12 protein-coding genes are annotated in these 14,999 nt (G+C 40.6%); 1 reads left to right on the top strand and 11 read right to left on the bottom strand.

The genetic code is table 11. The features are described from left to right. Positions 1-46: 46 nt before the first annotated feature. Positions 47-883 (top strand): helix-turn-helix domain-containing protein, encoded by an 837-nt coding sequence (locus EHS13_RS12315; RefSeq protein ID WP_155700636.1) that lies wholly within the window; start codon positions 47-49, stop codon positions 881-883. Between the two features lie 49 nt (positions 884-932). Here the strand turns inward: EHS13_RS12315 and EHS13_RS12310 are convergent, their stop codons facing one another. From EHS13_RS12310 to EHS13_RS12260, 11 genes are all read right to left on the bottom strand, one after another. Then, a complete protein-coding gene (locus EHS13_RS12310) occupies positions 933-1,349 on the bottom strand; it encodes a RidA family protein (RefSeq protein WP_155700635.1) in 417 nt (138 codons plus the stop codon). 127 nt (positions 1,350-1,476) lie between these two features. After that, positions 1,477-2,358 carry a carbohydrate ABC transporter permease gene (locus EHS13_RS12305; RefSeq protein WP_155700634.1) on the bottom strand — a complete coding sequence of 294 codons (882 nt, stop codon included), beginning with the start codon at positions 2,356-2,358 and terminating at the stop codon, positions 1,477-1,479. 18 nt (positions 2,359-2,376) lie between these two features. Further along, entirely contained in the window at positions 2,377-3,279 is a 903-nt protein-coding gene (locus EHS13_RS12300) for a carbohydrate ABC transporter permease (protein ID WP_155700633.1), read from the bottom strand. Positions 3,280-3,449: 170 nt separating this feature from the next. Further along, positions 3,450-4,826 carry an ABC transporter substrate-binding protein gene (locus EHS13_RS12295; protein WP_155700632.1) on the bottom strand — a complete coding sequence of 459 codons (1,377 nt, stop codon included), beginning with the start codon at positions 4,824-4,826 and terminating at the stop codon, positions 3,450-3,452. A 129-nt stretch (positions 4,827-4,955) separates the two neighbouring features. Further along, complete coding sequence (locus EHS13_RS12290; protein ID WP_155700631.1) at positions 4,956-6,554, bottom strand: response regulator transcription factor; 1,599 nt, start codon at positions 6,552-6,554, stop codon at positions 4,956-4,958. After that, positions 6,529-8,325 (bottom strand): cache domain-containing sensor histidine kinase, encoded by a 1,797-nt coding sequence (locus EHS13_RS12285; protein WP_162463085.1) that lies wholly within the window; start codon positions 8,323-8,325, stop codon positions 6,529-6,531. Before EHS13_RS12285 ends, EHS13_RS12290 begins: the two co-directional genes overlap by 26 nt. 104 nt (positions 8,326-8,429) lie before the next feature. Next, on the bottom strand, positions 8,430-10,682 hold the full coding sequence (locus EHS13_RS12280; RefSeq protein WP_155700629.1) for an FAD-dependent oxidoreductase: 2,253 nt from the start codon (positions 10,680-10,682) through the stop codon (positions 8,430-8,432). A gap of 180 nt (positions 10,683-10,862) precedes the next feature. Then, entirely contained in the window at positions 10,863-11,315 is a 453-nt protein-coding gene (locus EHS13_RS12275; RefSeq protein WP_155700628.1) for a hypothetical protein, read from the bottom strand. A gap of 93 nt (positions 11,316-11,408) precedes the next feature. Next, entirely contained in the window at positions 11,409-12,338 is a 930-nt protein-coding gene (locus tag EHS13_RS12270) for an FTR1 family iron permease (RefSeq protein WP_155700627.1), read from the bottom strand. Positions 12,339-12,423: 85 nt separating this feature from the next. Beyond that, positions 12,424-13,905: a stalk domain-containing protein gene (locus tag EHS13_RS12265; protein WP_155700626.1), complete on the bottom strand. Its 1,482-nt coding sequence runs from the start codon at positions 13,903-13,905 to the stop codon at positions 12,424-12,426. A gap of 30 nt (positions 13,906-13,935) precedes the next feature. Further along, positions 13,936-14,928, bottom strand: coding sequence for an LPXTG cell wall anchor domain-containing protein (locus EHS13_RS12260; protein WP_155700625.1), 993 nt, complete (start codon positions 14,926-14,928; stop codon positions 13,936-13,938). Between the last annotated feature and the right edge of the window lie 71 nt (positions 14,929-14,999).

Below are 14,999 nucleotides of genomic sequence, written 5' to 3'. Positions count from 1 at the left end.
AAGCTATGAATAAGAATCGAATAAATGACGGGAGCTTACTGTGAACATGAATTCGTCTTATCAGTTATTACTGAACTCATTAAAGCTTACCTTCCTGCATATTACTCCCTATAAATTTGACTATACCTGGCGGATTCCCTCCAGACAGATTATGCATGCCGTAATCTGGTATATGGAGGAAGGGGAAATTCGATTTTCGATTAATGGGATCAACCACGAAGCGAAAGCAGGTCAGCTGATCTTCCTCCCGCCCCAATCGGTGATAACTGGCCATGCGGTATCTTCGCAAATCGGGATAATCAGCATTAACTTCGCTGCTGAGCTTAGTTTATTGAAAGGGCGGATCTGGTCAGACATCTTTAAGCTGCCGATCGCGTATCCGGCTTATGATATGACAATAATAGAGCCTGTAATCCGCAGTATGCTGAGGGAATCGACCGATAGCTCCTTCGCCCAAGCTATGCTGCTTCAATCCAATTTACAGCGTTTGCTTGCGATAATGTTCAATCAATACTTTCAATTTAATGATACTAAGCTGCTGCCAAATCTCGATCCACGTGTCCAAGCAGTAATTGAATATATTTCCTTACAGCCTGAGATCACCCCCATTTTGGCAGAGCTTTGCGGAGTCGTCCAAATAAGCGAATCTTATTTGCGCAAACTGTTCATAGATTCCACTGGAATGCCTCCGCTAACCTTTATCCACCAATTCAAAATGGAACAAGCCGAAAAGCGATTGCTTTCCAGCACAGAAAAAGTAGCAGAAATTGCATATCAACTCGGGTATAAAGATGCTAACTATTTCAGCAGACTGTTCAAGAAAAAAACGTGTTATACCCCCAACGATTATCGGAAAAAGCTGCGAAACTGGATGAACGATTAGCCTAAGCGAGCAAAACTTTTGCGTGCATCATAGATTATAAGATACAAACTTAGTCCTTATCTTCAATGACAGCAATTCCATCTATTTCAAGAAGGCAAGATGGACGCGCAAATTCCGAAACAAATAGAACGGTGACCAAAGGTGGATTATCTAATAAACCAGTCACCTCTTGGAATGCTTTGTAACCAATTCGCGGGTCGCTTCCACTAACTAAATAGATATTTAGTTTAACCAGATTGGCGAAACTTGCATTTTCAGAAGCTAAAATAGTTGCGATATTATTAAGCGCCTGCTTTGTCTGCAATTCCAAATCACCAGCTCCAATCAGATCACCTGTTGAATTAATCGCATTTTGTCCGCCTATATAAATTGTTTTTGCGTTTCCACTTACGGTAATCGCTTGACTAAATGCTTTTGATAAGAATAAGCCCTCCGGGTTTTTATGCTCCACTTTGAAAATAGACATTGGTTTTCCTCCTTAAAGATTCGTATTCTATATTTTTATTATAGAAAACTTTATTTTATTTCGTCAATAAAAAGCAGGCGACTGATGAAGAAATTCCTCCATCTAGCACCTGCTTTATTAATGAATGTTATCCCTTCAAACCCGTGCTGGCAATCCCTTCAACAAACCATTTCTGACAGATGACCACAATAATCAACAGAGGCACTAATGCGGAAACGGAAGCAGCCATCGTAAGCACATAGTTGGTCCCGTTCTCTTCCACATAGTTGGTCAGACCCAACGGAATCGTGTACAGCGATTTATCACGCAGAAAAATCAACGGGTTCTCATAATCATTCCAATGCCAAGTAAAGGTTAGAATAAGCAAGGTGACAAAGGCTGGTTTGGTTAGCGGCAAACAAATCTGCCAAAACGTCCGCCAATAACCGGCTCCATCCACACGTGCAGCTTCAAGCAATTCGTTGGGCAGTGTACTGAAAAATTGTCGCATCAGAAATGTGCCAAATACAGTAAACAAGCCTGGTAGGATAAGTGAATATTGGGTATTGATTAATTTCATCCAGTCGAACAAAATGAATCGCGGGACCAATAAGACCTGACTCGGAATCATCATCGTTGATAGGTACATCAGGAACAGCCAGTGTCGACCTTTAAAATTAATTTTCGCAAACGCATAGCCCGCCATCGCACTAGTTAACAAGTTGCCAACAACAGTTATCGCTGTAATTTTGATCGAGTTTATGTAGTAAGTGTAGAATGGATTAGGTCCTGTCCAAACCTGCTTGTAATTATCAAAGTTCCAATGCTTCGGTACCCACTCGATGGGATATATGAACACCTCGCCGTTGACTTTAAATGAGGTAGATATCATCCAAATGTAGGGCAGAATCATCAGGATAGCAAAGCCAGCCATGAGAATAGTCAGTACTATTTTAATTAACATAGGCCTTGTTTTCCCTTTCAATGATGTACGTGACCCGTTAGCTTTGGCGGTAAATACAGTAGCCATTATTGGTGCCCCCCTTTATTAAAAATATTGCTGCCAGCGTTTTTGGAATTGCCATTGAATTAGCGTGACAATGAAGATAAGTGCAAAAAGTACCCATGAAACCGTTGCAGCGTACCCCATTCGATAAAAGCTAAAAGCTAGCTTGTAAATATGATAGCTCAGCACCATGGTCGAGTCGATGGGACCACCTTGTGTCATGACTGCTACAGGTCCGAAAACCTGAAAAGACCAAATCATTAGGGTTACGATTACTAGGAAGGTAGTTGGCGTCAGCATAGGAACTGTAATTTGAAAGAATTGTCTTAGCTTGGTTGCGCCATCTATATCGGATGCTTCGTATAAATCCTTCGGTATCCCTTGGATGCCAGCTAGATAGATAACCATTGCATATCCGATCGTGACCCAAACCGACATGATAATGATAGCGTAAAGTGCTGACTGAGGGCTTGAAAGCCAGCCTGGCGGATGAGAAATCCCAATAGCGTGCAGAAATTGATTGATCGGTCCCGTTCTAGCGTTATACATGATGCTCCAAACAACTGAAACGGCTACAAGACTGCTTACATAAGGCAGAAAAATAAAAGTACGCAACATATTTTTGAAAAACACATACTTGTTTAAAATTACAGCGAGCAGTAATCCGAAAATCAACGATGCAGGCACGCTCACGACGGTAAATAGGATATTGTTTTTAAGTGCCTTGAGGAATTTTGGGTCGTCTCCAAGAGCTTTGAAGTTATCCAATCCAATCCAGTGAATCCCGGAAAAACCTTTTAAGTACTCCCAATCATTAAAAACCAGATATAAACTGAATAGTATGGGCAGCAAGATAAATAGGACATATCCCGACAGGTTGGGAAGAATGAACAAATAACCGGCTAAATTTTCTCTGAATTTGGTATTATGCCATAGACGTTTCATTCGCCATGCCTCCTCTTATATTTATTTGATCTAACTGTACCAAGCAATAATTAGAAAAAGAATAGGCTGAAAGTGAAGGTTTCTGTAGTTTAATTGATTGCAAAAAAATCCCCTGGCATGAATTTCAGCCAGAGGATAGTTAACTATTGATTAATTTGGAGCAAACACATTTATTTCTTAACGCTCTTAATGGTTGTGTCAGCAAGCGATTTCATGGTTTCAAGTGTTTTATCGATAGTCTGAGCTCCAAGCAAGTATTTCTCCATTTCGTCCTTGAAAATCTGTTTCAGCTCCGTTGGTGCTGGAACATTGTAACCTGTAGGGTTTGTGAAGCTGCCAGAAAGCATAGTTTGCAACGATTCTTGATCAATTAAATTACCCGCATCGCCAATTAGCAAGGAAGCGATCTTAGCAGTATCTGCTTTTTTGTTACTTGGAATCCGTCCTCCAGGTACCATTGACATGTTGCCCTCTTGCAAATACCAGCTGACGAATTTCATTGCGGCTTCTTTGTTTGCACTGTTCTTATTAATGGACATATAGTCACCCATACCGCCGCCTGGGTTCACGTTTCCACCTTTTTCATATTGCGGATAAGGAGCAAAAGCAATCTGAAAATCATGTGGGAAGCTTTTAATGTCTTTAATATAACGAATAATGTAAATGGCTGAGGCAACCATTGCAGCTTTTCCAGTCAAAAGCTCATTTTGCACCGTCAGCTTACCAGCAACAGCTTCCGCATATTTAATCATGACGTCGGAATCCTCAAGATTTTTTTGCAGCTCTAAGCCTTTCTTCATAGCAGGGCTGTTATAATTCGAACTGCCGTCCTCAGCAATTTGCCAATCGGCCGGTTTGGACGTTTGCAGCACGGTGTCTCCAAACCAAGATAGCTGAGGGTCCAGCATGGTTCCTTTGCGTTCGCCTTTATTCAGCTTTGTCGCAAGAGCACTGAACTCGTCCCATGTCCATTCCGTTGGTATTTTTTCGCCAACTTCATCTAATGCGCTTTTGTTGAAAAGCACGGAGCCAATGTTCTTATTTGCAGGCAAGTAATAGTATTTGCCATCCGGAAATTTCTTGATATTCGCTGCGCCAATAATTCCTTCTACATCAAAACCAGTTGCAGCGATTAAATCGTCCAATGGCTCAGCCATTCCAGATTGCATCCGCTTAGTTATTTTGTCATCTCCATATGTCATATAAATATCTGGTGAATCCGTATTTGATAGCAATGCTGTCTCTAATTTCAGGTTGCCGGTATCGTCATTCACATAACGCACATATTCCACTTTTATATTGGGATTAGCCGCATTCCACGCATCCACTGCACTTTGCGGACCGCTCTCAGGTGGAACGCCTCCCCAGAATTTTAATGAAACAGGCTTGCCTGCTTCTGGACTAGTTGATGCTGCTGAACTTGGAGCGTTCGTTGCTCCAGCCGCAGTCGATTCCTCCACTTTCTTGTCTCCGCTGCTCCCACATCCACTTAAAAACACGCTAACTGCAAGTACAATTGAAAAGCTAACTCCGATAATTTTTTTCATTTTGCCATCCCCTTCTCTGATTGAGTGATCTTAATTGCGCTTTAAGATTACTTAAATCGTAGATGAAATCCAGCTTTAAGAGAACAGCTTAATCATGCTAAAGTCTGCATAATTCTATGAAGTTCAACACTATTGAGCCTTGCCCAAATAAAGCTTGCGAAACTCTGTTGGGTACATTCCCTCAATTTGTTTAAAGGTTCGGCTAAAATGATTCGGATCTGTATAACCAATTTGTTCGGATATCTCATAAATCTTGTTATCTGGATTTTTCAATAGATCGCGCGCTTTTTTCATTCGCACATGGATCATATAATCCGTGATTGTTTCACCTGTTTCTTTCTTGAATAGAATGCTTAAATAATTTTCCGTAAACCCAACCTTGGCCGCTAGCTCACTCACCTTTAACGGCAAATTGTAATGTTCGAGTATGGATTGAATAACGGCTTGAATTTCTGTTCTTAGCTTCTGCTTGCTGTGTTGTCGCTTATATTGCAAATATAGCGGAATCCAACCTATGAACCAATCCGTCAAATCCTGCAAGGTTTCCGAGCGGCGAATGACATGATACGGATACTTTCCTTTATGCAGTGTGACCGAATAAATATCACAGCCCTCCGCTTTAAGACAACGGGCAAATATACTTAACAACCGCACCCATTGCTCACGCAGCACCGAAGGACGAACCCTTGCTTCTGCTAAAGAAGCTAGTGTCCATTCACTTAGAGCTTGGCGCATCGCAGGTTCATTCTGTTCGTCAATCCTTTTTATCCAGTCATCCTCCTGCCAGGCTTCGGACAAAGTATCATCCGACTCTGGCACCTGCTCGTATTGTACAATACAGCCACGCCCCAAGTAGAACCGGTAGTTAAGCGATTCTTCCGCTTTTTCGTACGCTTGGTAGAGTTCATATACATCTGCAAATCTCGGAGAAACTCCGAAACCGATGGATAACTTGAGAAACGTCGAGACTGCACTTTGCATTTCCTGCAGCATTTCTATATTTAACTCATCTTTGATAATTGTAAATTTACCGTTTTCCATTTCGACTAGCTCGCCGTTTCCATATTTTTTTAATATTTCAGCAATCACATTTTGCACGGTAAAATGCAGCAGCCGTTCACTCTGGAAACGGTTGCTAGCTATTAGATCCTCATAGGATTCGATTTGAACATTAATAATAGATATTGGAGCATGAAAAGCTTGAATCCGAAATTCCTTAAAAACAGCTTCAATCTCACGCTTTGAGCATTGCCCCAGCATAAGCTCGCGAAGCCGCTTCTCCTTCACCTCACGTCCATATTGATTGACCTTGAATTCCAATTGAACCACATCGCTTATCTTTTGCTGCTCTAACAGCAGCTGCTGCTTGATACTGCGAAGCTTAAGCATTAATTCGGAAGGATCAATCGCCAGCTTGATGATATATTCGATTGCTCCTAGCCGAAGTGCTTGCTGCACATAAGTGAAATCGTCATGATTGGACAATATGAGGCACTTAATCGCTGGCCAACGTTCACGAATCTGCTTGAGCAGCTCAAGTCCGTCCATACCGGGCATACGAATATCAGTCAACACAATTTCACATGGCTGAGCTTCCAGAATATCCAGAGCTTCCCGACCGTTAGCCGCTTCACCAATAATTTCAAAACCATCGTCACCCATTGGGATAATTGTTTTCAAGCCGATTCGGACGAGAATCTCATCATCTACGATCAATATTCGAATCATTTGCTTCTCTCCTTACCAGCGGCAGCTCCAAAATGATGCGTACGCCTTGGTCTATTTGACTGAAAATTTGAATGCCGTATTGTACACCAAAATGAAGTTTAATCCGTTCATTCACATTCCTAATCCCAATACCACTATATTTAGCATTTGGTTGAGTTAATTGCGATTTAACCAACTGAATGGTTTCTTCGCTCATTCCGACCCCATTATCCTGCAAAGTAATCAATAGCTTGCCTGCTTTCTCTTCAGCATGAATTTCAATCTGAAGCGGGAAGCGATTGCCATGAATAATACTATTCTCTATTGCAGGCTGCAGCGTGAACTTCAATAGCTCACAATCCATCAGGCTTTCTGGAACCTCAATGACAATACTAATTTGATCATGATAGCGAATTTCCTGGAGTGACATATAAACCTGTAAATAGTCGAGCTCCTCACGAAGTGTGACGAATTCTTCCTCATTCTTCATTGTAAAATTTAAGAGCTTGCCAAGCTTCGAAATCATCTCGCTGACATGCTCGGACCCTGACAAGATTGCCATCCATTTAATCGAATTCAACGTATTCAGCAGAAAGTGTGGATTAATTTGCGCCTGCAGAGCTTGGAATTGCGCTTTTTGTTTTCGTTGCTGCTCGATGGACAAATTCTCAATAAGCTCCTGCAAATGCAGCACCATTTTATTAAAGTTTTTTCCTAATATAGCGATTTCGTCTTCACCTTTAATTAATACGGTCGTATTGAGCTCACCTTTACCTACTTGATTCATTGATTTAACTAGACGCTTAAACGGACCTGTAAATCGAATCATAAGGACAATAAAAGCAATCGCAAATAAAACGAACCATACCATCACCCAGATAATCGTTTTGTTCTTTTCGAGACTTAATTGCGCCACAAAATCTTTTTGACTGATCAGCTGAACCAGCTTCCAGCTTAACTGTGGAATATAAGCATCATTGACTAGATATTCCTCACCTTCCAGTGTAATCGTCTTAATTCCATTGTCACCAGTAACTGTATGGCTTAATAAAGATTCAGCTGCAGCGCCTATTGAAGTCACTTGACCAAGCATTACTTTGTCCTCATTTATTACAAGACTGTGGATGCCTGATGTCAGTTGATTATGCAGCTCCGTGTCGTTATAGAAAAACAAAGCTGTAGGAATACCGATATAAATCATCCCATAGCCTCTTTGCCGATCACTATTGAGCTGTCTAGTCATAACTAACTGATTCTGAGTTCGACCATCATCTTCACGAATTGTCTTGTAAAAAGACCAGTAATTATACCCATTCAGCTGTAAAGTTGGCTGGTACCAAGGTTCCGTCGCAAGTTCACCTGGACGCATTTTTTTCACAGCCGCCAACGGTGAATACATGTAGTCGCGGTTGTCATATAGTGTTAAATAAGCATCACTGCCTAAAAATAACAATTCTTGGACATTAGATATTTTCGTCTGAAAATAGGTAAAGCTTTTAAATGCCAAGTAATTGCTTGTCCAATCATCCGTTTCCTTTAAAAACTTCTCCATATCCGGATCGTTCATAATCAGATTAGAAGCATTGACGATGCGGGTAGCCAGCTCATCCATCGAGGCAGCTTTACGATCAACTGCCGCTTGATTCACTTGATACAGCTGCAATTGAACAATATCCTTGGTCGAAATATAGAAGTTGTATACTATAAAAATAACAGGAAGAATAATCAATACAAGCAAAGATAAAATAATTTTTCCGCGAAGTGTTTTAAATAAATTATGCTTGATCGACATTTTTAATAAACACCTGCTCATCTAAAAGTCATTGTTCACAAGATAATACTACAAAAGCAGTCAGAATGGAATGAACCTCCACCTGACTGCTGTTTATACTTCATCTAAACTCCATATACTCTGATCTCAACCACTTCTGCGAAATCACTTCCATTGGTTGATTCTACAACGATACGCAACCGATTTGACGTGGCCGGATTTTCAAGTGAATGTCTTCTTGTCCTTTTCCGATTGTCTGTCTCCTGGAATAGGATTGCCCAACCTCCATTTATCCAAGTCTCGATGCGATAGCTCTTGACTAGCTCAGGCATGATGTCAAATGATGTACGATGATGATGCAGGTTAATCAAATCTTCATTCACATCATCGTTGAACGTAATTTGAACTTCTTTTATCGTAACTTTGTCCGTCCATTGCAGCTCGAGCCATTGTTCTCCGTTTTCACTTAGCGAATGTGACATCCATTGATGGGGTCCGCCATAAGGACGTAAAAAACCGTCTATTGCCTTATCTGCTGAATATGCTTGCGTTTCTGGGTAAATCCTGAAGCAAAGTGGTTTGCGAACAATTTTTTTCATACTCCACTTAACTACTGGCTGATCTGGTTCATGGTCCTCTAAATCCTTAGAAACATGCGATGTATCTTCTTTTGTAAAAGAAATCGCACCCGTTAGAGGTGTATGAGATAAATGTAGACTAATCCCCTTATTTGCTTTAATAATTATAAACGCATTTTGTGGTGTCGCAGTCTTCCAAGCTAGATCAAGCTCTACCCACTGTTTTTCAGCCACATTCACATCAACGGATGCTTGCACCTGAAGCTGATGCGGAACATAATTCTCAAACCTTCCAGTATCCCATAATTCAACCTCTAGTTTGGTTTCGGCAGAAGCATCGATTAAAAAAGCAATTTTTGAGATTTCACTGCTGATTGGGAGCAGTAAGCCTATGTCATTAGATAATAGAAATGCCTCTGATGCTTGTGTTACAGCCAGTTCTCTAAACTCACTTGAGGCAGATACGGATGCGAGCCTTGTTAGATCTTGGTCATCTTGATTACTTAAACCGATAATAGAAGCATCCTGACGAAGCATTACTTGCTGGAGCTCTGCCATATGCTTAAGATAAATCTCCCGAGGTGTAGTATGATGCTTAACACTTAATGCCGCTCCAGCTCCTGCTGCTTCTCCAATTACGGCACAAGTCGCCATTACCCTTGTCGTACCGAATGCGACATGTGTTGCGCTAATATTCCGACCGGCGAACATTAGATTAGAAACATTTACTGAATACAGAGAACGAAACGGAATATGATAGTTGCCGTCCGCGTGCAAATGCTTGGAGCCGCTTTCCGTCGAATACATCCCTTGTGGAGGATGAAGATCGATTGACCAGCCGCCAAAAGCAATGCGATCTTCAAAAGGTACCTGGGCAATAATATCATTTTGACTTAGCACATAATCACCAATGAAGCGACGGAATTCCCGTTTCCCAGGGATTGAACCCACCCACTCCAAAGTCATATTGTCGGCATCAAACTTGCCGGAATTCTTAATATAATCCCAGATACCGTAAATGACTGCCCAAAGCTCGTCACGGATTCGTTCATTCTCATGAACGGTATCTAATTCGCCGCCCCATTCGATCCACCAGTAATGACAGCCCGAGTCTCCACTGCGAATAACGCGTTTAAGCGGAATCGATGTTTCCGTAATATCTTTAGCAAAGCTCGGAGGAATATAGCGAACAGGACGCCCTGTATCTTTAGTATAGAATAAAATCGTGCTCCCCAATGTGATATCATCCGCTATTTCTGGTGCCCAATCTTCGTTGTATTCGTGTTTCGCCTCACGGCCTATTCGGTATTTCGCTCCAGCTAAAAATCCGACCAACCCATCACCAGAACAATCAAGGAACATTTCGCTTTCAAAAAGTATACTTCGCTCCGAACCCATCATCCATCCCGTGACGGACTTTATCTTACGATCAAGCTCATCCCCATATGCCTCTACTTCATGCACATCTGTATTAAAAAAAAGCTGTATATTCTTCTCAGCAAGCACCGTTTCTAGTACAACAAGATCCCACAAGTAAGGATTTCCTTCAGGATTTCTATATTGATTCTCAACAAACATTTCACCCATAATTCCTGTTTCCCGACCATAACGATTAACTCCATGCCCCGTTGCTCCGCAAACCCAAACACGAACCTCACTGCTTGAATTGCCGCCTAGAACAGGCCTATTCTGCACCAAAGCCACCGTTTGTCCTAAACGAGCTGCTGCTACTGCAGCACAAACACCGGCAAGGCCTCCGCCGATAACCGTAATATCCGTTTTAACTATCTCATTTCGCATGGTTAACACCTCTCTAGAAATCATTGGTTCATAATTTCATTTTAAACGAGAGTCTTAGCTATTAACATGCACTGTTTTACTAAATACCATATACATTATTTCATAGTTATGTAGAAGGGCGAAAGACAAAATTAAGAAATAAAAGCAAAGTCCCGGTGCTTCCGTTGGCTTTAGCTGTTATTATTTGATGCGTTTTAACGTGGCTTCATGCTCAATCGAGCGCGTGGAAAGTAAATCAATAATACGATGCTGTTGTTCTTGAATAATCTCGATCCGCTTAACCGCAGCGTTCGTTTCCAATGCCATTTGATGAATTTCAAATAAGGCTTGTTTACAATGTAATTGTTCCACTTCAATATTACTTACTTTTGTCTCTAACGTACTACCTTTCATTTCAATATTACTTACTTTCATCTCTAAAATACTAACTTTTTCCTCAATAATATTAACTTTCATTTCAATATTACTTACTTTCGTCTCTAAAGCACTAACTTTTTCCTCAATAATATTAACTTTCATTTCAATATTACTTACTTTCGTCTCTAAAATATTAACTTTTTCCTCAATAGTATTAACTTTCGTCTCAATATTACTAACTTTATCTAAAATTTGCATTAATAGTTTCTCACTCATAACTATACCTCCTTTCTAAACTTAATTTTATCACAAGCATTTCAATAAAAAAAGCTGTCTCCCTAAGGAAACAGCAAATAAATTTTATGTTTTTTAGATACTCGCCTCTTTATCAATTGCTGCATTTAGCCGTTTTTCGTGCCGTTTCTTTTGGATACCTACTAGAATAAAAACAACTAGAAAATAAAACCAATAGAGAAGAAACTCTTCTACTGAAGGATTCTGCGTATACCCCAAAAAGGCTTTCATGAACAAACCAATTTGCCCATTGATTAAAGGATGATGACCGGTATCTCGGATGTAATGTATCTCATCCGTTGGATGCTCTGGCATTAGCGCCGTTATATTGTAGACCTCGCCAATTTCGCCGCCAGGAGTTTTATACAAGCTTCCCATTACACCAATATCTTGCATAATGCCAACTGCTTGTACTAATAATCCAGCTGCAATCAGCACCAACAAAACACTAGTTGCTCTGAAAAAGCTGCTTAGCTTGATTCTCTTTGCACCTTTAAAGAAAATATATCCAACAATTAAAGCGAGAACTAATCCAAGTAAAGCCCCCCAGCTTTGCAAGGCCTGCTGAATATTCCCTCCTGTAATCGCTGCAAAGAAGAAAACAGTTTCCACGCCTTCTCTCACTACAACTAAAAAGGAGTGAAGCACCATATTGATCGCTCCGCCAACCGTGAGAATAGCGGCAATTTTACTCTGGGCTTTTCCTTGAAAATCATTGCTTTGTTTATTCATAAATAGAATCATATGTGTAAGTAAGCCTGTCGAAACGATCATGATCCCTATTTTTAAATAATTTTGATTGCCCATACTGCCAAAGCCTGTAAAAACTACTTGAAAAGCGAGTGCTACTCCATAGCTAGCAATAAGTGCCAATACAACGCCAACCCATACCCATTTATGCCAGCTTGCTTGCTCAATTCGAGTAAGATAAGTTAAGATCACACCCACTATCAGGATAGCTTCCAGCGCTTCGCGAAAGGTAATCAAAAATGCCTGCAAATCCATGAAACTATCCCCAATTCTTTAGCATGGAAAACACTTGCACCCAACCAAGGGTACAAGTGTCATCTGCAATTAGTATGAATGACGATTAACGAAGGACGTTGATTTCACCATTATTAAAAAATACTTTTTTACCAAATAGCTCAACGATCGCACGTAGTGGAATGAAGGAAGAGTTATTTTTGATCAGAACAGGCTGATCTAATTTCACTGTTTCACTTACTTTACCGTCTTGAATAACTTGATCTGAACCCACTTTAAGCTCAGTAGTTTTGCCATCTTTAACAATTTTCACTGTTTTAGTTGCTACATCATAGCTAACATCTGCTAGCAATGCATCGCTGATCAAACGAACAGGTACCAAAGTACGATTAGTTAGATAGTTAACATATGGTGCTGCAGCAGCTGTAAAATCCACACCATCAACTTGATATAGAGTTGAATTAATTGTTAATTTCAAGCCATCTGTTCCAACCAAATATGCAGTGATTTCTTGGCTCAGCTTACGAGCTTCTGCAGCATTGCTGTTATCAATTGCTTCGCGGAATTTTTCAGCTACAACAGAAACGGCTGCATATTTCTCAGGACCAAGGAAAACTTCTTGTGTAGATACGAACATGATACCTTCCATTGCTGTACCACGAGCGCCTTCCAAATCTTTTGCATCCAGTTTAGTAATGGCACCTGTTAAATACTCGGATACCTTGCCAATCATCATACGTTGTATAGCCAATCCTAATTTAGTCTTATCTACTTTAGTAATGTCGCCTGAACCAAATACTTCTTTAACATATTCTGCATCTGCCGGGCTTCCTACTTTAAAGTAGCTGTAAATCGGCATGAAAAGCAAGTATGCTTCTGTCATTTCATATTGAATATCTGCTACAGGCACAGTTGGAAGCTTACCTGCATAGTTATAAGTTGCTAGTGCAAAAAACTTCATCAATGTTTTATCCAAAATTTGACGGTGAATATTAAAGTCTTTCAAGTTACTGTCCGCGATATCTTTTTGAACTAACTCGATGGAAGCCTTTAAATTCTCAACCATAGTTGTTTTGAATTGCGTATCACGACTAGTTGCTGAAGCTAGGAACACATTTTCATAAACCTGAACAACTTTATCAAATTGTACCTTAGCTGCTGCAGTATCTCCGCTAGTCATGGACACTTTTACAGACTTGGACATTAGATCACGAATGAAGAAATAATAATACCAAAGGATACCTTTTTGAATAGCTTCGTTAGCTTGTAGGTATTCTAATTTACCCTCAATTGCGCCATCAAGAATAAATGTAATATTCTCGTCAATTTTAGGATCTTCGACTTTAATAGCTGCATCAAGACGTTTTACATCGGCTTGGAATACAGATTCATACGTTGCTTTAATTTCAGTAAGAGGCTTCTTATCTTTAAGCGCTTGCTTGATGTCTACATAAGCCTTAACGCTTGCTGCGATAGCAGGATCTTCGGTAATCTTAAACTTCGACTCTGCACCAACTGCTGATGCAAACATTACTAAAGACGATAATACCAATGAAGCACTTAATAATACGGATAAAAATTTACGCATTTCATAATCTCTCCCTATAGCTGATTTTTTTTAAAACCATTTCTTTTTCTTAGCAAACCATACAAAGCCGCCACCAATGATTATGACTCCACCAATTAAGAAAATTGTAACTGAAGAGTTGGTTTTGTCTGATTGTTCCATAGGTGCATGTGCTTCTTTAGTTGCATCCCCAATATCAGCATTATCTGGACTAGGAGCGATACTTTCTATTCCCGGTGTCTCAGCCGCCACTGTAGCTTCTGGCGTTGGTTCTGCTGATACCACAGGTGTCGGTGTTGCTGAAGCAACCGTATCGGATGCCACAGGTGTAGCTGTTGGAGTCGGAGTCGGACTTGCACTCACTTCTGATGTAGGAGCTATTGTTGGTGTAGCTGTTAGTACCGGAGTTGGCTTAACCGTTGGTTTTGCTGTTGGCTTTGCTGTTGCTACCGGCTTTATGTACGCCTTATAAACAAATAATGGCTTCGCAAAATTATAAATACTATCTACCTTTTGTGCGAACACTTCAGGCTCTACAGCTTTTTTTCCAACTCCGAACAACCCAGGGTTGCCTAATGAATCTAATGCATCTTCAAAAGCTTGGTTACTTGCACTTACATCAGCACTTATATAGGGCGCTAGTGTATCAAAAGTAGCCTTGGCTTTCGCTAACAGCACTTTAGCACTCGGGTAGTCCTTGATAACAACCTTTGCGTTCGAAAAGCGGCGTTCCAAGTTCATGACAAGAACAGCTTTGAAGTTCGAAATGGTCAATGGAGCATCCTTGATTTCAAAATCATGATCCAATGTAGCCGTAACCTTATCACCAAAATGTGAAGTTAATTCCGCTCTTCTCACCTTGTACGCTTCTTCTGCTGCCTTCCAATTAGGAGTCGGCTCGCTCAAGCTTGCATTCACTAGCTTAAAGGTCTCAGCAACATCTTCCTCATTCGCATCTCCGTAAGAGTAAGCGTTGATTTGAGCTGGTGCGATAAATAGAGCAATTAAACCAACAAGCAAACTCATCTGTAACCATCGTTTCATTGCAGCACCTCAAGCTTTTAATTTCCTTGCAGGGATAATGATAATCGTTCTCAGTTTAAGAGTCAATCACT

The sequence above is a fragment of the Paenibacillus psychroresistens genome (assembly GCF_009728935.1).
In the GTDB taxonomy this organism is placed as follows: Bacteria; Bacillota; Bacilli; order Paenibacillales; family NBRC-103111; genus Paenibacillus_AC; species Paenibacillus_AC psychroresistens.
The sequence above is the reverse complement of the archived record's forward strand: the minus strand, read 5'-3'. Positions and strand labels throughout refer to the sequence as shown.

What these genes read in the sequence shown, in the direction of transcription:
- EHS13_RS12310 (WP_155700635.1), bottom strand. Translation starts at nt 1,349, where the DNA reads ATGTCTATTTTCAAAGTGGAGCATAAAAACCCGGAGGGCTTATTCTTA.
- EHS13_RS12305 (WP_155700634.1), bottom strand. Translation starts at nt 2,358, where the DNA reads ATGGCTACTGTATTTACCGCCAAAGCTAACGGGTCACGTACATCATTG.
- EHS13_RS12315 (WP_155700636.1), top strand. Translation starts at nt 47, where the DNA reads ATGAATTCGTCTTATCAGTTATTACTGAACTCATTAAAGCTTACCTTC.
- EHS13_RS12270 (WP_155700627.1), bottom strand. Translation starts at nt 12,338, where the DNA reads ATGGATTTGCAGGCATTTTTGATTACCTTTCGCGAAGCGCTGGAAGCT.
- EHS13_RS12260 (WP_155700625.1), bottom strand. Translation starts at nt 14,928, where the DNA reads ATGAAACGATGGTTACAGATGAGTTTGCTTGTTGGTTTAATTGCTCTA.
- EHS13_RS12275 (WP_155700628.1), bottom strand. Translation starts at nt 11,315, where the DNA reads ATGAGTGAGAAACTATTAATGCAAATTTTAGATAAAGTTAGTAATATT.
- EHS13_RS12280 (WP_155700629.1), bottom strand. Translation starts at nt 10,682, where the DNA reads ATGCGAAATGAGATAGTTAAAACGGATATTACGGTTATCGGCGGAGGC.
- EHS13_RS12295 (WP_155700632.1), bottom strand. Translation starts at nt 4,826, where the DNA reads ATGAAAAAAATTATCGGAGTTAGCTTTTCAATTGTACTTGCAGTTAGC.
- EHS13_RS12300 (WP_155700633.1), bottom strand. Translation starts at nt 3,279, where the DNA reads ATGAAACGTCTATGGCATAATACCAAATTCAGAGAAAATTTAGCCGGT.
- EHS13_RS12285 (WP_162463085.1), bottom strand. Translation starts at nt 8,325, where the DNA reads ATGTCGATCAAGCATAATTTATTTAAAACACTTCGCGGAAAAATTATT.
- EHS13_RS12265 (WP_155700626.1), bottom strand. Translation starts at nt 13,905, where the DNA reads ATGCGTAAATTTTTATCCGTATTATTAAGTGCTTCATTGGTATTATCG.
- EHS13_RS12290 (WP_155700631.1), bottom strand. Translation starts at nt 6,554, where the DNA reads ATGATTCGAATATTGATCGTAGATGATGAGATTCTCGTCCGAATCGGC.